Annotated in this window: 14 protein-coding genes; 7 read left to right on the top strand and 7 right to left on the bottom strand. The window is 51.9% G+C overall.

The window, feature by feature from the left end:
- Positions 1-101 precede the first annotated feature (101 nt).
- The 7 genes from RFF05_RS09255 to rbr all read left to right on the top strand — a co-directional run bounded on the left by RFF05_RS09255 (position 102) and on the right by rbr (position 14,315).
- A complete protein-coding gene (locus RFF05_RS09255) occupies positions 102-8,699 on the top strand; it encodes an S-layer homology domain-containing protein (protein WP_409970057.1) in 8,598 nt (2,865 codons plus the stop codon).
- A 147-nt stretch (positions 8,700-8,846) separates the two neighbouring features.
- Positions 8,847-9,113: a sporulation transcriptional regulator SpoIIID gene (locus RFF05_RS09260; RefSeq protein WP_409966831.1), complete on the top strand. Its 267-nt coding sequence runs from the start codon at positions 8,847-8,849 to the stop codon at positions 9,111-9,113.
- Between the two features lie 12 nt (positions 9,114-9,125).
- Entirely contained in the window at positions 9,126-9,407 is a 282-nt protein-coding gene (locus RFF05_RS09265) for a hypothetical protein (protein ID WP_409966832.1), read from the top strand.
- 189 nt (positions 9,408-9,596) lie between these two features.
- Positions 9,597-10,679: an LCP family protein gene (locus RFF05_RS09270; protein WP_409966833.1), complete on the top strand. Its 1,083-nt coding sequence runs from the start codon at positions 9,597-9,599 to the stop codon at positions 10,677-10,679.
- Positions 10,680-10,705: 26 nt separating this feature from the next.
- The gene (locus RFF05_RS09275; protein WP_409966834.1) at positions 10,706-12,118 is read left to right on the top strand and encodes an S-layer homology domain-containing protein; all 1,413 of its coding nucleotides are present in this window, start codon (positions 10,706-10,708) and stop codon (positions 12,116-12,118) included.
- 10 nt (positions 12,119-12,128) lie between these two features.
- Complete coding sequence (gene tsaA, locus RFF05_RS09280; protein ID WP_409966835.1) at positions 12,129-12,818, top strand: tRNA (N6-threonylcarbamoyladenosine(37)-N6)-methyltransferase TrmO; 690 nt, start codon at positions 12,129-12,131, stop codon at positions 12,816-12,818.
- A 969-nt stretch (positions 12,819-13,787) separates the two neighbouring features.
- Positions 13,788-14,315 carry a rubrerythrin gene (gene rbr, locus RFF05_RS09285; RefSeq protein WP_409966836.1) on the top strand — a complete coding sequence of 176 codons (528 nt, stop codon included), beginning with the start codon at positions 13,788-13,790 and terminating at the stop codon, positions 14,313-14,315.
- 54 nt (positions 14,316-14,369) lie between these two features.
- Here rbr and aroQ read toward each other — a convergent pair whose 3' ends face one another.
- The 7 genes from aroQ to aroF form a co-directional block, all read right to left on the bottom strand.
- Complete coding sequence (aroQ, locus tag RFF05_RS09290) at positions 14,370-14,807, bottom strand: type II 3-dehydroquinate dehydratase (protein ID WP_409966837.1); 438 nt, start codon at positions 14,805-14,807, stop codon at positions 14,370-14,372.
- Positions 14,779-16,023 (bottom strand): shikimate kinase, encoded by a 1,245-nt coding sequence (locus tag RFF05_RS09295; protein WP_409966838.1) that lies wholly within the window; start codon positions 16,021-16,023, stop codon positions 14,779-14,781. Before RFF05_RS09295 ends, aroQ begins: the two co-directional genes overlap by 29 nt.
- Position 16,024: 1 nt before the next feature.
- On the bottom strand, positions 16,025-17,161 hold the full coding sequence (locus RFF05_RS09300; protein ID WP_409966839.1) for a bifunctional chorismate mutase/prephenate dehydratase: 1,137 nt from the start codon (positions 17,159-17,161) through the stop codon (positions 16,025-16,027).
- Positions 17,148-18,239, bottom strand: coding sequence for a chorismate synthase (gene aroC, locus RFF05_RS09305; protein ID WP_409966840.1), 1,092 nt, complete (start codon positions 18,237-18,239; stop codon positions 17,148-17,150). The genes RFF05_RS09300 and aroC overlap by 14 nt, the downstream gene beginning before the upstream one ends.
- A 2-nt stretch (positions 18,240-18,241) precedes the next feature.
- Positions 18,242-19,309, bottom strand: coding sequence for a 3-dehydroquinate synthase (gene aroB / locus RFF05_RS09310; protein ID WP_409966841.1), 1,068 nt, complete (start codon positions 19,307-19,309; stop codon positions 18,242-18,244).
- A 139-nt stretch (positions 19,310-19,448) separates the two neighbouring features.
- The gene (locus RFF05_RS09315; RefSeq protein ID WP_409966842.1) at positions 19,449-20,285 is read right to left on the bottom strand and encodes a prephenate dehydrogenase; all 837 of its coding nucleotides are present in this window, start codon (positions 20,283-20,285) and stop codon (positions 19,449-19,451) included.
- 4 nt (positions 20,286-20,289) lie between these two features.
- Positions 20,290-21,303, bottom strand: a complete 1,014-nt coding sequence (gene aroF / locus RFF05_RS09320) for a 3-deoxy-7-phosphoheptulonate synthase (protein WP_409966843.1) — start codon at positions 21,301-21,303, stop codon at positions 20,290-20,292.
- Positions 21,304-21,336: the final 33 nt, after the last annotated feature.

Below are 21,336 nucleotides of genomic sequence, written 5' to 3' on the forward strand. Positions count from 1 at the left end.
CAAGCTTTTTTTAAAAGGTTCTGGGTGTTTTTCTTGTAGCACCCAGGCTTATCTTAATGACATTGGTAAATAAAAGGGATCACAGAAAAGGAGCACCTCGTATGAAACGGAAACTACTCTCTCTCGTCCTGGTCTTGGCCATGACACTGTCACTGTTGCCAACGGCCGCCATGGCCGCTGACACCCAAGCATTTCCAGATTTGCCAGACGATTACTCTACGGAGGCCTTGCTGGCCGCTGTGGAAAACGGCTTGCTGTCGGGGAACAATGGATACTTATTGCCCAATGACCCGTTGACCCGTGCCCAAATGGCCACCATTATGGTCCGAGCCTTTGGTGGGGAGGAACTAGCAGACATTTCTGCCTATGCAGACGTGGATCAAGACGATTGGTTTGCTGACGCCATTGCCAAAGCGGTTGCCATGGGTTTGTTCCAAGGCAATGGTTCTTATATGTATCCCGACGCCACCATCACCCGTCAAGAGGTGTTTGTGGTGTTGGCGCGTGCCTTTTCCATCACCACTGATGACTTGAGCGTGTTGGATGGCTATGCCGACCTTGACCAGCTGTCCGATTGGACAAAGGCCTCCACTGCCGCACTGGTGGAAGCTGGCATGGTGCAAGGGGATTTGAACGGCAATTTAAACCCTACCTCTAACATCTCTCGCAAAGAATTTGCTGTGATTATGTACCGCCTCATTCAAACCTACATCACCGAAGCTGGCACCGTCACCGATTTGGACGACGGCTCTGTGTTGGTGCGTGTGGCAGATGTGACCTTGGACGGCGTGGACGTGACTGGCAATTTGGTGCTGGGCGACGGCATTGGCACGGGTGACGCTACTTTAAATGATGTCACCGTGTCCAACATGACCTTAATCCGTGGTGGTGGAGAAAACTCCATCCATGCCACTGGCGACACCGATTTGGGCACCGTTATCATCAACAACCCCACTGGGGCTGTGTCTTTGAAATTCACTGATGATGCCACTGCCACCAGCATTGAAATCCTCAGCGATGGCGTCAGCTTGACTGGCGTGCCTGCTGGGGTGGAAATCACCGTGGACGACGATGCCACCGATGCCACCGTCAATGGAGAGGCTGTGGATGCAGGGGAAACTATGGAGGTCTCCAGCGACTCTAGTAGTTCCAGTAGCTCTGGTAGCGTTTGGAGCTGGTGGGGCGGTGGTAGTTCTAGCAGTTCTACCGCTGATGACGATAGCGATGATAGCGACGACGATACCAGTGACGACACCGATGTTTCTGGGCTCACCATCAGTGATTTGATGGCAGACGCATACACCATCACCGAAGCTGGCACCACGTTAGAGAATTGCACCATCACCACCTTGACCATTGCAGAGTCTGTGGACACTGGTGAATACTATTTAAATAACTGTAACATCACCACCTTGGTCACCAACGGCGGCGGTGTTAACTCTGGGCATCTGTCTGGGGGATATTATGGTGCGATTGAAATGAAAAATGCCCCAGAAGAAGGCAGTCGTCTTGTGCTGTCCAATGACGTAATCGTTGGGTCTGTGGCAACCGAGGCTCCTGCTGTGTTGGAAGTGGAAGGCAGTGCCACCATCACGGGCGCCGTTACCGCCAGCGATGATTTAACCTTGAAAAATATTACTGTGGATGATTTGACTACCACAGGGGACGACAGTACCTTGACCTTGGCAAACGATGCCGCCGTCACCGCTTTGAGTGTGGAAGCTGCCACCAAGATTGTGGCAGATACCACAGCCACTACCATTGCAACCATCACCGCTTCTAGCAATGTCACCACCGATGAAAACACCGCTGTGGGCACCATTGCAGTCAGTGGTAGCGCCGATATCACCACCGCTGGGACTGTGGTTGCCATCACTGGCACCGCTGGCACCGTCAGTGTCACCGATGCAGAGGACGTAAGCATCAGCGCATCTGCCACCACCGTCACCGTGGCTGGCAACTCCACCGCTGTGGTTTCTGGTGTGGTTACAACCGTCAACGCCGTGGCAAACGATGATGACGACAAAGACACCGCCGTCAATGTGACTGGCGCTGTTGCCAATGTCACCACCACTGGTACTGGCACTGTGTCTAGCATCACCATTGAGAGTTCTTCCAATACCGATGTGTCTTTGGGTTCCAATGTGGATACCTTGACTGCTTCTTCTGCAGCAGCTACCACTGTCACTGGTACAGCCACTGTGTCCACTGTGGTGGCAACCTCTGGCACCGTGAAGGTGGATTCCACCGTTGCTGAAACGGTGCTGACCACCGATGGTGCCACTGTGACAGATGAGAATGATGCTACCGTAGAAACCACCCCAGTCACCACCACTCTCAACTCCATCGCCATCACCACTTTGCCCACCAAAACCACCTATGACCTAAGCGATACCGACCTTGTGGCTACAGGCATGGTGGTCACCGCATATTATACCGTGGATGGGTATAGCGGCACCATCAGCAAAACCGTGACAGACTATGCTGTTACTGGGTTTACCATTGGCACAACAGGCACCAAAATCATCACCGTCACATTTGAAGGCAAAACCGCTTTGTTTGGCATCACCGTTGTGGACACCACAGGGGACGCGGTGTCGGCGTTTGAAACCACCTATGCCGCAATTTTGGAATTGACGGTGAACACCGTAGTCATTAGCGATAAAACCGCTGTGAATATGGCGCTGACCGCCTACAATGCCCTAGTCAGTGCAGTCCAAGCCGAATTGACCACCCAATACACCTTGCTCACCAGCTTGAGCACAGAAATCACCCGTTTGGAAGCTGTTGCCGCTCTGGACGCTGCCAAAGTTGCCGCCATTGCAGAGCTGAACGCTTATTGGGGCGTTACCGAAACACAAGCCAGCTACGATGCTGACGGTGTTGCAGAAATTGAAGCCATCCGCACCACTTACGAAAACGCCATCAACGGCTTGACGGTAATTGACGACATCGACGGCAAGCTGACGGCTGGCAAAACTGCCATCGATGCAGTGGTAACATTGGCAGAGAAAAATCAAGCCGCCGCCGATGACTTTGCCGAAACCTACAAAGGTGTGTTGGCATGGAACGCAGCAGATTTGTCCCTTGCGGATGAAGCAGAGCTGGCTATTGTGATTGCTGCATACAATGCCCTAGATACCGCTGCCCAAGCCCTCTTGACCGACGAAAAAGCCAAACTGTCCGACTTGCAAGATGCTCTAGACGCATTGAAAGCAGAACAAGATGATGATGATGCCTATTTGTTTGAAACGCTGGAATGGGTGCTGGATAGCACTGGCCGTCTGTGTTTGAACGTGGGCAATCAACTGCCCGACTTCACTGGCCACGACTTTGAAGTGGAACTGGAAATCCCCAATTCCACCTCTAGCTATTCTCTGGATGGCGACAACTTTATACAGCAAGACAATGGGGATTACTGGATTACCACCGAAGCGATGGAAACCGCCATGCGCCTAGGTGGGCTAGATGAAAATGCCACCGCCACCGCTGTCATCAATGATGAAATCACGGGTGCAGATGTGGCTGTTTCCCCTGTGGCTCCAGAATTGACCATCACCTATAACACCGACCAATTGCCTGCTATTGAAGAAGTGGAGTTGGCTGGCCCTTCCGAATACGGCCAATGGGTGATTACCATTACCTTGGAAGACACGGCCCCCACTGGTGCCTATGATTTGTTCTTTGCCACAGAGGAAGACGATACCAACGTGGCAACCTATCAAGCAACTGATGGCAATGTGATGACGTTCTACACCTGGGATAACGAAATCACAGCAGCAAGTGATTTCCTCAGCTACGAACTGAGCCTAGCCAACCAAATGACCATTAACACCGACGGCACTGCATCCCTCACCATCTGCCGCCAAAGCTATGGCGACACCACCACCGACCCTGACGACACCACAGGTGGCACTGGTGGTACTGATGTGGGAACAGGCGCTGACACCACCACAGAAGTTACCTTTACACACGATGCTAGTATGAACACTATTTCTGCTACTTGGGATGACGTAGCAGATACTTACAGTGCGGAAATCCTTGACGCAAATGGTGCCTCGGTTGGGTATAGTTATCTGTGGGACAGTCAAATTTCGGATATGGCTTTGCTCATTCCTGCAGTTGCCGCAAACGCTATCAGCACATATACACTGGTGATTACCGCATACAATTTAAATGAGACCACGGGGTATTACGACTATTACGCGCTAGCTCGTTATGAAGATTTCTTAACCTTAAGCGTTGCTGGTGATGCACTGGATTACACCATGTCGTTCAACGACCCATCTGCTGGGCAACACACAGGCACTGTCGCCACAAGTAGCGCCTCCTATGTTGGCAAGCCCTATATCGCTGTCTGGAATGCCACAACAAATCATGCCAGCGGGAGTTCTCTTTCCGCTAGCTTCCAACTCGGCAAGACGATTGAAAATGGCGCATTCGTAGATGTGCGTGCGCTCACCGCTGTGTCCTTGGACACCACCGATGGACTAAAAATCGCCTATACCATGACACCAGAATCAGTAGAAACCTACCAAGAAACCACTGACACCACCACATACACCGTGGACATTGAAAACCCTGACGTGGGCGGCTATGCCTCTGCCAATGTGGGCGATAAATGGGCAGACGATATGTCCTCTATGGATGTGGCGGCAGGCACCGAGGTGACCCTGTCTTCTAACGCAACCACTGGCTATGAATTAGCCACCATCACCGTCACTGACAGCACTGGCTCCACCGTTGCCATTGAAAATAACACCTTCATCATGCCAGCATCCAACGTGGTGGTGACCACCACTTGGACAGCGGTTGACGTGCCTACATTGGATGTAGAAATTGATGATATCGCCTTTGCGATGGGAACTGCAGGACTTGTTATCCAGTTCCCAAATCCCGATGATACAACGGGTGCCACCTATTATCGCTATGCGTTTACGGATGAAAGCGACATTGAAACCTTGATTACCTATGACATACAATTGAACCAATACAGCGATACAACCCAATTCTATCCTAGCATCCGCTTTGATGGGAAAACGTCTTATAAGGCACTAGCCCTTAATATCTACAATGCAGACAAGGAACTCATCGGCAGTTCTACTTTTGATATTGCATTGACACAAACATTTGACAGCACCCTAGCCGCCCCCACTGGCTCCTTCACCACCAGAGAAGAGGATAGCACTACCGATGATACCCAAATGTATATCTATGTGGATGGGTTGGAAGCTGGGGAACAGTATGCAGTGCAGACCAATTTTAACGACACCTCTGTGCTAACAGCTGATACTAGTGGCTCCGTTGTCTATCAATTGAATACCACCACTTATGCCACTGAGTATGGCTGGAATTATTGCTATGTGGCAAACTATGAAGCTGACATTGATGGCAACACCGTCACGCTAAGACGAGGTTTATCCACCGATAATCTCATCAGTGGCACGCAAGATGATGACGAAGCGGCTACCGATTTGTATTTGAGCAAGGCAACGCAATATTCTCAGATGTTATACGCTAACATCAAAGTGCCAACCACACACACCGCCGATTATCGCTATGAAATGTACCTAGTTGGCGACTATGGTGCTTATGGTCTTTACGGCTCTGATGCCTACGATACCGTGGATGATAATGGGTACTTAGAGGTTTGGTACTCTTTGGACTATGCACCTGTGACAGACTACACCCAATTGGTGGTGCAAACAGTGGATGCAAGTGGCACCATTGTGGCAACCACAGCCTTTGATGTGGATATTAGCATTGTACACACTGGCAATGAAACCGCATTTACACCTGCCATGTATCTCAGCGGAAGTGGCGCTTATTATTGCGTATTGACTGGCATGGGAGAAAATGCGTTTTATGATGCACGCTATGTAAGTGGGACGTCCTATATCAAAGCCGACGACAAGGGGTATGGCTGTGTCAGCTGGGAAGATGATTTGTTTGTAATGCTGCGCTTGGAAGAAGCAGAGATTTCTACTGATGGGCGTGAGCTGGTTCTCAGCTATGGCGAATTTGCCCAAGTCACACCTGGGGCAAATTTACCAGTTTACTATGACATCGATGGCACCTATGCTAGCTATGTTGTGTCCTCTACAATGGGCGTGGAGAATTTTGATGCCAAGTATATGTATTTTGCTGCCCAAGCAGGAGATGAAGTAACCCTACAAGCGGTTTCTCTTTCAAGCTATAGCTATGTTACCGCCGTGGCGGTCACTTGGGGTGGCAATTCTGTCAACGTAGATGGGGACACCATCACCTTCACCATGCCAGATGAAGTGGTAACTGTGTCCACTACAACTACGTCTTATCGAACCATTAAATTTTATGCAAACAACGGCACCTTCGCAAGTACTACAGAAAGCTATGTGTCTATTTCAGGGCAAAAGTACGGCGAAGTGATTACCATTGAACCAGAGACACCCACCCGTGATGGATATACATTTGCAGGTTGGTACACGTCAAGCAGTGGTGGTACGAAGTGGGATCCCACAGAGCCTCTGCCTGAAGAATCCAGATACTATGCACAGTGGATAGAAGGTGACCCTGACGATACCGACACCTTCACCGCCTTCTCTATGACAAAAGACAACGCAGGCTATCCCGTGTTCACTTGGGCCATTGATGGTTCTGCTGATTTGGTGGAATTTGGGCTCAGCGCCACCTATGCAAATGGCAATGCAACCGATTTATGGGACATGACGGACATCGGTGCGACAGAGCTGTCTTTGTCTGTACTGGATATTTTGAAAGACAAAAATGTTAGCGCCACCGATGCCACAAGCTATGCCATCACCTTGTCTGCCTATGATACCAATGGCACATTGTTAGACAGTATCGCACTGGATCAAACCTTAACCCTTGCATACAGCGACAGCGCAACAGACAAAGTGGAAGTCACCGTGGACGACGATGGCAACACCGTTGCCATCACTGGTTTGATGAACACTTGGCAGCTGTTCTATAAAGAAGGTGACATCGCCAACGCAGAGTATGTTTGCTCTGACGCATATTGCATGGCCACCTTGTCCACACTGGAAGTCAATGACACCTACTCCTTTAAAACTCGTCAATTTGACCTGAATACCGACAATGTCTACACCTTGACTTGGGGGAGCGAACTAGCACTGGTGCCAAGCACCACCACCCTACCAGATGACACCAATACCATTGTGAACTTCCAATTTGAGCAAGATGCTGATGATGGCTTGTGGTATATGACTTGGGATGTGGTCAACGAAACCGACGATTTGGTGAGCTTTACCATTGTCAATAACGATAACCTTTGCGATTGGTTTGCTTCAGACGCCATTGACCCTAGCGTACGTAGTATTCCCATCACCGAGATATTGCCACTGTGGTCTAACGGGAATGCACCTGTGACCCAAACGGCCACCTTGACGATGTATCCCAACTATGCCAATGGCACCCAAGGCGCAGGCTGTGGTTTGGCTGATGCTGTCTCCATCATCTGGGAAACGCCATATACTGTGAATTACGAAATCGATTTGGTCATTGGCTTGGATTCCACCGCTGTTTCTGGTCTGCCTGCCAACACAGAGTTTTTGTTTACCAAAACAGACGATTATGATTGTGCCTTTGGCACCCCAGTGTTTGCAACCACAGATGATAACGGCTGTGCCACCGCTCCTTTTGTGGCCAGCAGCACCAATTGGCAAACCAAAATCCGCACCTATTCTATGACCCAGAATGCCGCTGGCTATCAAATCACCTTAGGGGATTTGATGACGGCTGATACTGTCTCCTATGCCACCGAATCCTACACCCTGAACGCAACTTATCCCGATGGTGCTACCTTGAACTATGCAATCATCGAAACCCCCACTGGAACCCATTGGATATCCACCAACGATGATAACACCATGGACTTCTATCTAGGCGCCACCAGTGCTACCATTTATGCCAGCGCGGGCAGCGATGACAAAGACTCTACCACTGGCGATGACGATGGTGGCGCAGGGTATTATTACACCGTGGATTTGACCGACAATACCATCACCATTAAGGAATCTGATTGGCAACAATACTGGTGCATCAATATCGAAGCTTATGTGAATGACCAGCCCAATTGGTACAACCAAAATGTCACCTCTCCAGATGAATTGGAGGCCTTCTTGGCTGAGACCGAAAAGGCCATCATCACCGCAGCTGGCAACGGCTACACCGTAGAAGGGTTCTATCTCTCCGGCACCTTGACCTCTTTTACCACCTTGACCTCTTTTACCGCCTTACCTGAAGATGCGTGCTACGTCTCTATCCAAGCTCGTGTGGACAACGATGATTACAGCGACGGTATGAACGCTACCCTTTTCGGTTTTAATCGATATGTCAACATCACACCTAGTGACTTGACTGGTACCATCACCGATGAAGCCATCATGACACTGATGCTCAAAGACGGTGCCACCTTGCCTAGTGCAAATGCAGATGCAGATGTTACCATCGCCTTGACTGCGTTTAATGGCAGCTATACGCAGAATGCAGACAACATTTATGCATTGACCCGAGTAGAAACTGGGAAAGACGATGATGGCTATGTCTACACCTATACCTACAATGCAGACATAGCCCCCAATTTTGAAAGCTATGACATCACATTTGAGGTGAACGACAGCACCAACTATTGGAAAGTGCCAGTGACCTTGTACATTAACAACTACGACGAAACCTAACAGCCAACCATGACACAGCGGCCACAATGAGAGCCTTTCGCTCCCATTGTGGCCGCTGTTTTACCCTATCCCCTTATCCCTCACGCGCATATCTCCCATTTCCTTTGCATACACTCCCTTAGAAAGCGAGATTGGAGTGTTGCCATCGTGAAAGGAAATATGGAAGAGCGAGCCCAACAGCTGGCGCTGTACATCATTGAGCAAAACACCACCGTGCGCCAAGCCGCCAAAGAATTCGGCATCTCAAAATCCACTGTACATAAAGATCTGGTGGAGCGATTGCCCTTATTTAACCGCAGTTTATACTTGCAAGCCAAGGCAGTTCTTGACCAAAACAAAGCCCAACGCCACATTCGAGGTGGCATCGCCACGCGACGCAAATATTGCGACCAAACCCCACCAACCACAGAGTAAGGAGGTATGCCCATGGCACCCTGCACCCATTATCAACCTATGCCACCCCATCACCGTGGCGCCCAGTCACCACCGCCGCCCCCAGCACCAACCCCCACCACTTGTCCAGCAGGAGAACCGCCCATGAACCGCTATCCCCACCCCATCCAGCCCCAGCCATGCCTCCCTTCTGTGGAGACAGCCGACTTGCACTTTTTACGCTGTACCTTGGCCTATCAAAACCAGTTGCTAGCCGATATGAAAGCCTTGTTACAGCTTTTAGTCAAGCAGGGTGAAGAGGAGACAGACGGGTGAGCCACACCATCACCCTAGGGGACGGCACATCAAGGATGCCGCCCCCTACAAAAAAACTTACGCGCCAATAATTACCAGATTTTGTTTCTAAATCGTTACCATTTACCCCTTGTGCTTTGGCCTTTTTCCCCGTATAATAGAACATATATAAAATTGTTCCATATTATACAGAAAAAGGAGTCTCTTACCATGGCAAACCGCACCACTTCCTCCCGTTCTGAGCGTTCTCAGCCACCTCGCAAACGTCGCCGCACCCGTAACAACAAACGGGTGGCCATTTTGCTCGGCGCCATTTTACTCACCATTATTGCCATCATCGCCACGGTGATGTCTCTGTTTATAAAAGCTCCCGAAATTTCCACTGACGATAACGAAACTGCCCAAACCCTCAACCTAAGCGAAGAAGAGCTGGTCGCACTGGCCGAGCAAGAGGCCGCTGACTTGGCCAAAGCAGAAGCCGAAGCCGCCGCACTGGCTGCCCACTTGGAACGCAAAGACAACTTCTACACCATTTTAGTCTCTGGTGTAGACGATGACAATGGCGGCAGTGACACCAATATTTTGGTGGGCATCGACTTTAACGAAGGCACCATTCACGGCGTCAGCATTCCCCGTGACACCAAATGTTACATCGATGGTACCGCCTATAAAATCAACGCCTCCTACAACATCGGCGGTGTGGCGTTGATGGCTGACACCATTAGCGATATGCTGGGCATTCCTGTGGATTTCACTGTAGAAGTCAGCTTAGATGCCTTTGTGGCACTGGTAGACACCATTGGCGCCGTGTATTTCAATGTGCCTGTGGACATGAATTACGATGACCCCTTACAAGACCTGTCCATCCACTTTGAAGCTGGTTATCAATGGCTCACAGGGGAAGATGCTTTGGGCGTAGTGCGCTATCGCTCTGACACCGATGGCACTGGGGGCTACGGCAGTCAAGACATTGGTCGCATGGCCACCCAACAATCCTTTTTAATTGCCATCGCCCAGCAGGCCTTGACTGTGGGCAATTTGGACAAGCTCTCTAGTTATGTCGATATCTTTGAAACCTATGTGGACACCGACTTGACCACAGGCAATCTCATTTGGCTCGGCACCCAGACCATCGGTCTTGGTAGCAGTGCCATCTCCTTTTCCACCCTCTCTGGCGAGTGGACCTCCCCCTATATCTATGCTGATGCCAGCGATGCCCTCACCACTGTCAACACCTATTTGAACCCCTATGTAGAAGATCGTGTTGCCGCTGACTTAAACGTGGCGCAATAACCCTTCCCAAAAGAAATGAGGCTTTCATGAAAAAGTGCATCCTAGCCTGCCTACTGGCCTTCACCCTTGCCACCCCTGCCTTTGCCGCAGTGGCGCGCACCAACGTGTATGACAATCAATTTTCTGATTTAGAGGCCTCCTCCACCTTTTACGACAACGTGGTCGCGCTGTATGAATACGGACTGTCCATTGGCAAGGCTGACGGCTCTTATGATTTAACTGGCTCATTGACCTTAGGGGAAGCCGTGGTGTTCAGCGCCCGTGTCCGCAGTTTGCTCACCGTGGACACCACCGAAGGTGCCATCGATGCCTATCGCCAAGAGGGGCAAGGGCCATACGATGCCTATTATCTATATTTGCAAACAGAGGCCGACTTAGACGCTGACTTTTCCCTCTATGCCTTGGCCACACGGGGTGAAATGGCGCATATTTTGGTACAAGCCATGCCAGCAGAGCAATTCACCGCCATCAACCAAGACGTGGTGACCCAAGGGTACGCACTGGGGCAATACATCACCGATATGGACGCATACACCCCCTATTATAACGACATCCTCACCCTCTATCTCTGGGGTATCAGCGCTGGGTACGATGAAATCGGTTCTTTTAAACCCAGTGACACCATCACCCGTGGTGCCACTGCCGCCTTTGTCACCCGTTTGGTGGACGAAGACTTACGCATCACCTTAGACTGGACGCTGAAGTCCATCAACTCCGCCCAAGGCATCACCTTGGCAGATTTGGTGGAAGCAGGTGTATACATCGCCGCCCCCACTGTGGAAGAAGAAATGGATCAATCTGTCCGCTATATGCTCTCCCAAGGGAGCAACGTGTTAGAGCTGCAATACGACAGTCTTACCCAAGCCCAAGCTTCCACCTATATGCAAATGGCGTTGGGTCTGGTGAAATCTTATTGCGAACAAAGCTACAACGGCGTCTCCGCCACCTACACCGCCAGTGGCTTCTTGTCTTTGACCTTTGGCATCTCCGCCCCTGACAATGGAATGTCCTCAGCCGAAGAGGCCCGTGCCCAAGCCATGGCGGCCGCCATCGTCATTCACGACCAATTGTGGGACGAGGGCACCTTGTACGACGGTATGAGCCAATGGGAAATCGCCTTAGAATACTACCAATGGCTGGCAGCAAACGTAACCTATGACTACAGCGCCGACGACTATTCCAGCTCCCATCTGCCCTACAGCGCTTTGACCCAAGGGTCGGCTGTGTGCGACGGCTACACAGGGGCTTACAATCTATTTTTAAAACTAGAAGGCATTGATTGCTATGCCCTGTCCAATTCCAGCCACATCTGGACAGTGGCCACCTTAGATGGCACGGAGTACCACATTGACGCCACGTGGGGTGACAAAGGAAGCACTGGCAGTATGTCTTATTTCGCCATGAGTGAATCTCAATCTCGCATCTATCACAGTTGGTAAAGGAGACCCTATGAACCACCCTGATATTCCCATGCACATCATCGCCACCATCCACACGGATTTTCCTTCTAAATTCGGCATTCCCCGTCAAAGTGGCTTGGTGCCATCGTTAAAGGCCACCATCGTCTTTGAGCCAGCATACCGCAACGGGGATGCTTTGCGTGGGTTAGAGGATTTTTCTCACCTATGGCTGATTTGGCATTTTTCCAAAGCAGAGCGTGACACATGGTCACCCACTGTCCGTCCACCGCGTTTGGGGGGCAATGCCCGTATGGGTGTCTTTGCCACACGTTCCCCCTTCCGCCCCAACGCCATGGGTTTGTCTTGTGTCAAATTAGAAGCTGTGCGCCACGATGCCACCTTAGGATGGGTCATTGACGTATCAGGGGCTGATTTGATGGACGGCACCCCGATTTTTGACATCAAACCCTATCTACCCTACGCTGATTGCCAAGATGAGGCGGTCGGTGGATTTGCCACCAGTGCCCCCAGTGCGTCCCTCACCGTCACCTTCGCCGATGGCGTCATCGTGCCCGAGAATAACCGCCAAGCCTTGGCGGATGTATTGGCGCAAGATCCACGTCCGCGGTATCAAGACGACCCCACCCGTGTCTATGGGTTCACTTTCGCCCATCTGGAAGTGAAATTCACCGTGGATGGGGATATTTTAACTGTGATTGACATAGCAGATGCTGAATAAGCGTCTGCTATGTTTTTTTCTGCCGCCGCAGGGGCGCCACTGCCGTGGGGCTTTCTTCACTTTCGCCCCTTGTAGGGGCGGTTGGCCTTTGCTCTGTGGAAATTGGTTGCAATTTGCTTCACCCTGTGGGTGTTTTCTTTTGATAAACTTTTCCCACTGCCGTGGGGGGCGCTCGCCGCGCGGGCGTTACTTTGCAAAGATGCAAAGTAACCAAAAATCTTGCACGTGGCGGCTGACCACTTGTGGTCAGCCGTCTCACGTGCTCCCATTTTATACGGATTACAGGTATGAGTGGGTGCGGTGCTATCGGGGCATCTGGCTCACACCCGTTCGGCTTTTCATGTGGGATGCGCGAACCAACGCTGATTGCTGCCGCACATGAATCGTACGGGGACATTGTACCACGCATTTGAGGTGCCTTACATGGTGGACGTCGGTTGGTGCGGTGGCGTTGGGGAGGTGCTGACCTGCGGTCAGCTTGGTTTGTATGCAACGGTATTCCTTGTAGGGGCGACCTGTGGTCGCCCGTCTTACCCACACCCACAATCTAGGCACACCCAAGAAACCGCACCATCTCACAACAACATCGCAACAGGGCGAAGCTCGAAAGAATACTTCGCGTCAAATCAGGCCACTCGGTGCCGTTCAAAAAGCCAAAGCACTCCAGCGATGAACCCCCGTAAAATCCCTTTTTTTCACTCGCTCGCAAGCGCCGTGAAAAAATCGTTTTTTGGTTCTTTTTTCGACAAAAAAAGAATGCCCCACCGACAGGTGACCGCCCCGTAGGGGCAAAATCCAACAATTCAGAGTGAATCGGAAAACGGACGCCCAATGGGCGCCCCTACGACGGGGTGGAGGGGAATGCCCCACCAGCAAGACACCGCCCCGTAGGAGAAAAAAACACCCTTTGTATAAACCTTCCAATTTTAGGACACACTACCTCCACAAACCATTTTAGGAGGTAGTCCCATGGAATTACAAGGCAGTCAAACCGAATTGAACCTACGCACAGCCTTTGCAGGCGAAACCCAAGCACGGAGCAAATACACCTATTTTGCCGCCGCCGCCAAAAAAGACGGCTACAACGCCATTTCTGACCTGTTCACCCTGACAGCCAACAACGAATTGGCTCACGCCAAGCTTTGGTTCAAAGCCTTAGGCGCTTTGAACGACACCCCAGCCAACCTCCAATCCGCCATCAATGGCGAGCATTACGAATGGGCGGAAATGTACGCAGACTTTGCCAAAACCGCCGAAGAAGAAGGATTTTTACACCTTGCCGCCCAGTTCCGCGGCGTGGCGACCATCGAGAAACAGCATGAGCAACACTACCAAAAAGCCCTAGAGAGCATAAAAAACCACACCGTCTTTGAAAAAGACAGTGTGGTGCACTGGAAATGCCTCCACTGTGGGCACATCCACAGCGGCAAATCTGCCCCACTGGTGTGCCCTGTGTGTCAACACCCACAGGCATATTTTGAGGTAGAATGTTGTTGAAGCAGGGTTAAAAAGGAGACGGCAGGGGCTTGCCCTCGCCGATTCCACCATTCGTCATTCACCCGAATGCCCCTTCGCCAAAATCTCCATGGCTTCCACGTAGCCAGCAAACCCTTTGCCTTTCACGGTGGCCACACAGCCTTGGCGGATATACGAAATTTTGCGGAATTCTTCACGGGTGTCGGGGTCGGAAATATGCACCTCCACCGTGGGGATGGACACCGCCTTCACCACGTCCAACAAGGCCACACTGGTGTGGGTGTAGGCACCGGGGTTGATGACAATGCCGTCTATGTTGCCACGGGCTTCTTGGATGGCATCCACCAAAGCGCCTTCGTGATTCGACTGATAAAAAGACACCGTGACCCCCATAGTTTGTGCGTTTTGCCGTATCATTTCGCACAAATCCTCATAGGTTTCGTGTCCGTAAATGGTAGGCTCACGCAAGCCTAATAGGTTTAAATTAGGGCCGTTCAACACCAAAATATTCACAAAAATCCCTCCAAATCATATCTGCTGTTTCCTCTGGGGCGCCGTTGTTATCCACAGTCACATCGCTGGCTTGGGCATACAGCGGTGCCCTTTCTTGCCACATGGCCTCCAAATCTGCGTTGGCAGACAACGGACGCCCGTCACGACTCAGTTTTTCCACATCACGCACCAAATGGTACACCCGACCGTTTTGACGGAGGGCATCGTGGTTGCGCAAATCTTTCACCACGCCACCACCTGTGACAATCACCTGCCCAGAGCCTTGACCAGCTTTCATCGTTTCTACCCGTTCCACGGCGCGAAAACCTGCTTCCCCTTGGGCCGCAAATAGCTCTGGAATGGTGCATCCTGCGCTCTGTTCCACCCCTTGGTCAAGGTCAACAGCGGTGCGCGCAGATAACTGTGCCAGCAAATCGCCTACGGTGGACTTACCCGAACTGGGCATCCCCACCAGCACAATGTTGGTGACCTGATGGCGAATTTGTTTCACCACAGCGTCAATTTTTTCATCGGCAATGGCGCAGTTCATATATAACTCATCCGCCGCCTTGGCCTGTGCCACCAGCATAGGCAGCCCATCCCCATGGGGGATACCCATGGCTTCCGCTTGCAATAAAAGAGCCGTTTTCTGGGGATTATACACCAAATCCAGCACCCCTTCACAGCAAGGGAAGGCGGTCAAATCCACTGGCGACACCCCAGCTTTGGGGTACATCCCCAGAGGCGTGGTGTTGACAATCACCTGTGCGTCAGCGTGGAGATGGAGGTTTTCGTAATTGTTCACCCCACCACGGGACACCACAATCACGCTACTGGCACCAGCGCGCTTCACCACAGTTTGCACCATCAGCGAACTACCGCCAGAGCCTAACACCACCACTTTTTTCCCATCAAACCCTACGCCACCCACTTTTGCCATGTAGGCAAAACCGTAGGCGTCGGTGTTGTAGCCGTGATAGCCGTCGGCGTGGCGCACCATGGTGTTCACTGCCCCGATTTCCACCGCCAAGGGGTCTAGGTACACGCAGTGTTCCATCACCGTTTGCTTATAGGGAATGGTGACGTTGATGCCACTCATGGCAGGGTCTGCAAACAGAGCTGGCAATTCCTCTGGTTCACGCTGTAAAATATGATAATTGGTGCATCCAAAGGCGTTGTGAATGGGGGGCGACCAGCTATGAAGCAAGACACGCCCTAAAATGCCGTACCGTCCCATGTTAAACCTCCCCGTAAGCGCCCAAGAAATGGAAGGATTGACAGGTGCGTTCCAGTTCCTCTAGCATGGGGATGACCCCACGACGGTTCAAATCCGCTTCTACCTCTAAGAAGAACACAAATTCAAAATTCCGCCCTGTGACAGCACAGCTTTCTAGCTTGGTCATGTTGACCCCAACGGCAGAGAATTTCGCCAGAATTTCATACAATGCACCGGGTTTGTTGTCGCAGGCGATGACAAGGCTCATGCGGTTGGCACCGGGGTAAATGGTGGGTTTTTTGGTGATGCAGACAAAACGGGTATAGTTGTTGTCGCTGTCTTGGATGTCGGTGCCAATCACCTCTAAGCCGTACAATGCGGCGCAGGGGTGAGAGGAAATGCAGGCACGGTGGCGACCTCCAGACTCAGCCAATTCCTTGGCGGCCATAGAAGTGTTCCCAGCAGGCACGGCGGTAATTTGGGGGTTTTTCTCCAAGAATTGGGCGCATTGCCCCAGCGCTTGGGGATGCGAATGGATTTCCGTCACGTCTTCTAGCTTCACACCAGCAAGTGCCATCAACTCATGGCGGATGCACAGCCGCGTGGTGCGGATGATGGACACAGGGCGATTTTGCAGCAGGTCATAGACCGCACGGACAGAGCCGTGGGAGCTATTTTCAATGGGCAACACCCCAAACTCACACAGCCCAAACTCCACGGCACTGACCACAGCGTCAAAGGATTTCATATACATAATGGTGCCACGGGGAATCAGCTTGTCGCACGCTTCTTGGGTGTTGGCGCCCTCTAACCCTTGGCAGGCCACCAGCCCTGTTTGGGGGAAGGCAAGGGTGGCATCGGCACGGGCGGTTTCAATAAACTGCCCCACACGGGTGGGTGCGCCAATCAATTCTGCTTGGCGAGAGCGAGAGAGCTCCATCATGGTGGCAAACAGGTGGTAGGCTTCTCGTTCCAAATGACCAGCCTTGGTCATCACATCTGCCAAAATTTCCCGTTCTCTGCCACGGTTTAAAATGGGGATGTTGTTGGCTTTTTTATAGGCCGCCACCTCTTCGCACAGCCCCATTCGTTTTAAAAACAGGTCTAGCAATTGGTCGTCTAAGGTGTCTAATGCCTTGCGAATATCAGATAATTCCATGGTTGTCCTCCAATAGCATATCTAGTACCACCAGTGCCACCACCGCTTCTACCACTGGCACAGCACGGTGGACAATGCAGGGGTCATGTCGTCCCACGATGGACAGTGTGGTGGGGGTCATGGTGGATAAATCAACGGTTTGTTGTTCCTTTGCGATGGATGGTGTGGGCTTAAATGCCAACTGTAACGTCAGTGGCATGGCGGTGGTGATGCCCCCTAAAATACCGCCAGCGTGGTTGGTGGTGGTGACCACCGTATCATTTTCAATGGTGAAGGGGTCGTTATTTTCAGACCCACGCATGGTGGCAACGTCGAACCCAGCCCCAAAGGACACGCCTTTGACAGCAGGGATGCCAAACAGCGCCGTAGACAGTCGCCCTTCCATACCCCCAAACATCGGCTCACCCAGTCCAGCAGGCAGACCAATGACGGCGCATTCTACAAGGCCACCCACGCTGTCATCCTCGCTGGCGGCCGCCACAATGGCGGCTTGCATGGCTTGGCCTTGTCCGTCGTCTAAAACAGGAAAATCCTTCTCCCCCACCGATGTCAATAACTCGGCTGTGGGGCGAAGGGGGAATGGTGTATCTTTGGCTGTGGCAATTTGCAAAATATGGGCGCCCACGTAAATCCCACGACGCTCCAGCAGTTGCAAGGCAATGCCACCAGCAATACACAGTGGGGCTGTCAATCTACCAGAGAAATGACCGCCGCCGCGCATATCGGCCTCACCGCCCCACTTGCACCATGCGGTGTAATCCGCATGACCAGGGCGGGGAATATGCAAGGTTTTACCGTAATCGCGAGAGCGTTGGTCTTTGTTTTCAATGACGGCGCACAGTGGCGCGCCACAGGTTTTCCCCTGCTCTATGCCAGATAAAATAGAGGGAAAATCCGATTCTTGCCGTGGGGTAGATAGGGGGGATGTACCCGGTTTACGGCGGCAGAGGAAGGTGTACAGGGCATCTAAATCCACTGCTTCCCCTGCTGGCAAGCCATCTACGGTGACCCCAATGGCGGTGCCATGGGATTGACCGAACACGCTGACGTGTAACTGATTTCCGATGTAGGATGCCATGGTCAATCCTCCAATCCTTGGGCGAATAACATCGCCAACTCTGTAATGGGTAGCTTATGGAGACGGCAATCTCCCAAGCCATGGGGAAGCACCACGGTGATGGTGTCTCCTGCTCGTTTTTTATCATGCAAGGCGGCTTCCGCCAGCTGTTCTGGGTCAAAATGGGTGGTGATAGGCAAACCAGATTTTGCAATGGCTTCCACAACCATGTTGGCAATGTGCACGTCTAGCACCCCACGCTTCACGGCGGCGCGCGCCATCATAGCGGTGCCAATGGCCACGGCATGACCGTGCAAAATGCCAAAATTGCTACACAGCTCAATGGCATGGGCAGGGGTGTGACCTAGATTCAGAAGCTTGCGCTCCCCCATCTCACGCTCATCACGCTCTACCACGCCACCTTTGTATGCCACGCATTCCGCCAGCATTTGCGCCAATCCTTCTGGGGTGGGCAACCCTTGGGATACCGTCTCAAATAGACTTCCCCCTACCAAAACCCCTGTTTTAAGCCCTTCGGCAAAACCATCCGCCAAAATGTCACGGGGCAGGGATTGCAAGCATTCTGTGTCACAAATCACTGCGGTGGGCTGTAAAAATAGACCTGCCAAATTTTTCCCAGCAGACAGGTCAATGGCAGTTTTGCCACCTACAGAGGAATCGATGGCGCTGAGGGCGGTGGTGGGCATTTGCACATAGCGAATGCCACGCAAAAAGCACCCTGCGGCAAAGCCAGCCATATCCCCCACCACGCCGCCGCCCAAGGCGATGACGCAATCGTTGCGAGAGAGTTGCTCTGTGGCTAAAAACTCTAAGATTTGGGTCAAGGTGGTCATATTTTTATGGGCTTCCCCAGCTGGGAAGGTCATGGCGCAGACTTGAAAACCAGCCGTTTCCAAGCTCTGGCGCACTCCACTTAAATACAGCGGTGCCACGGTGGTATCAGTGATGATGGCCACGCGACAATCCCCCAACAAAGGACGCAAAATCTCGCCACATTGGTGGCGCACCCCAGACCCGATGGTCACATCATAAGAAGTGGGTGGCACGTTGACAGTAATGGTATGTGTCATAAAAAGAAATCCTTTCTAATGGACATTGGTGGATATGGGAAAACGGCGGGGGCAAGCCCCCGCCCTACGGTAGACTCTGTGTAGGGCGGGGGGTGAGCCTGCCCCTTTGGGTATGCCCCCGCCGTCCCCCCATTACATTTTAATTCCCACCGGCGGTGGCTTTGAGCTCTCTGCCTTCTTTTAAGAGGGCTTCCATGGCAGGGGCATCTTTGTCTTTCAATGCTACCAGATATTGTTGCAAATGTCCAATGTAAAGTTCCAATTCTTCGGTTAAAAAGTCATTGTCTGCCATAAACAGCTCTGTCCACATTTTCTCGTCTAGCCGTGCCACACGGGTCATATCACGGAAACTACCAGCGGAGAAACCGCGGCGTTGTTGAGCTTCTGGAGATTTTACATACGCACTGGACGCAATGTGCGCCAGCTGAGAGGTGTAGGAGATGATGCGGTCGTGTTCTTCGGGGGTGGAGAAGGTGAGGTTGGCAAAGCCAAGGTCTAAAAACAGGGCTTTGAGCGTCTCAAGCACGGTCACACCGGTGTGTTCGTTGGGGGTGACAATCATGGATGCACCCACGTACAAATCTTCTTTGGCGGCGGTGAAGCCAGAGCGTTCTAGCCCAGCCATGGGGTGACCGCCCACGTAAATAAAGCCATTTTCTTGGGCGATGGGGTTCAAGGCTTCCACCATCAACCGCTTCACACCACACAAGTCCACCACGATGGCACCCTTGGCGATGATGGCGGCATTGGATTTGACCCATTCAATGGTGGCGTGGGGGAAAATGGACAACAGCACCACGTCGCATTGGGGCAGGGTGTCTGGATTCAATTCCCCATCGATGGCACCAGAAATCCGTGCCATGGTCATGGTTTCAGCGTTGATGTCGCACCCAAAAACCGTGTGGCTGGTGCGATTTTTAATGGCTTTCGCCATGGAGCCACCAATGAGCCCCAGACCTACAATGCCGATTGTCATGGTATCAATCCTCCACTTGCTTCATCAGGCCGTGCAAGCTGAACAGCTTTTTGGCCAGTTTGTCGAATACGTCAGGTTTAAGAGATTGAGGGCCGTCGCACAGGGCGCAGGCAGGATTGTTATGGACTTCGATGATCAAACCATCAGCCCCTGTGGCCACTGCGCCACAAGACAGGGGGTCAACCAAGGCAGATTTGCCAGTGGCATGGCTGGGATCGATGACGATGGGCAGATGGGTCAAGGTTTTCAGCACAGGAATGGCTGCCAAGTCCAAGGTGTTACGGGTGTAAGTTTCAAAGGTGCGGATGCCACGTTCGCAGAGGATGACTTGGTCGTTACCGCCAGCCATCACGTATTCTGCGCTCATGAGCCATTCTTCGTAGGTGGCGCACAGGCCGCGCTTAATCATCACTGGCTTACGCAGGGTACCCAGTTCACGGAGCAGGTTGAAGTTTTGCATATTGCGAGCGCCCACTTGAATCACGTCCACGTCTTCAAACAAGGGGATTTGGCTGATGTCCATCAATTCGCTGACGATGGGCAAACCAGTTTCTTGGCGTGCCAGTTTCAGCAGTTCCAAGCCGTCAGCCCCCATGCCTTGGAAGGCGTAGGGAGAGGTACGGGGTTTGAAGGCACCGCCACGGAGCATGGTGGCACCGCTGGCCTTCACGGCTTTTGCCACTTCGATGATTTGTTCTTCAGACTCTACAGAGCAAGGGCCAGCCATCAAGCTCAACGTGCCGCCACCGATTTGGGTGTTGCCCACTTTGACGATGGTATCTTCGGGGTGGAATTTGCGGTTGGCATTTTTGTATGGTTCTTGCACACGCTTCACATCGTCTACGATGTCCAGTGCGGCAATCAGGTCGATGTCTAGCTTGGCGGTGTCCCCCACCAGACCGAGAATGGTTTGGTTGGCACCGGTGATAGAGTGGACGATGACGCCTTTTTCTTGCAACCAAGAGATGAGGGTTTCTAATTGGGCTTTGTTAGGGCTGTTCTTTAAAATAACAATCATGGGGGATTCCTCCTAAAATAAATCAAATAATGG

The organism is Bengtsoniella intestinalis (genome assembly GCF_039719005.1).
GTDB lineage: Bacteria > Bacillota > Clostridia > Oscillospirales > Oscillospiraceae > Oscillibacter > Oscillibacter intestinalis.